Here is a 331-nt window from a genome sequence, read left to right on the forward strand (position 1 = left end):
GTTGACGACGATGGCCCTGCCGCACCGCGCCATGGGCCGCCTTGCCATGGAGATCCTCCTGGCCGAGCAGCCCGAACCGCCGCATCTGCGGAAACTGCCGTTCCATCTGGTCGAACGGGCATCCGTCTGAACATCGAATAGTGTCTAACAGGAGGAGAATATCAATGAGAATGGGTAATCGTTTACTTTGCGGTCTCTTCGCGTCCGCCGCGCTGGTTGCAACCGCGAGTCTTGCCGAGGCGAAGACCGTCATCCACGTTATGCACCAGGGCGATCCCGGCTGGGTGAAGGCCTATGGCGACGTTGCCACCCGCTTCGAGGCCGCCAATCC

At 61.3% G+C, this 331-nt stretch carries 2 pseudogenes; both read left to right on the forward strand.

Going from position 1 to position 331, the window contains the following annotated elements:
* A pseudogene (locus tag AF337_RS41870) lies at positions 1-130 on the forward strand (LacI family transcriptional regulator); the annotation flags it as partial.
* A gap of 40 nt (positions 131-170) precedes the next feature.
* Positions 171-331, forward strand: a pseudogene (locus AF337_RS45125) (sugar ABC transporter substrate-binding protein); the annotation flags it as partial.

Origin of the sequence: Rhizobium ecuadorense (genome assembly GCF_001187535.1) — a bacterium.
GTDB classification, from domain to species: Bacteria; Pseudomonadota; Alphaproteobacteria; order Rhizobiales; family Rhizobiaceae; genus Rhizobium; species Rhizobium ecuadorense.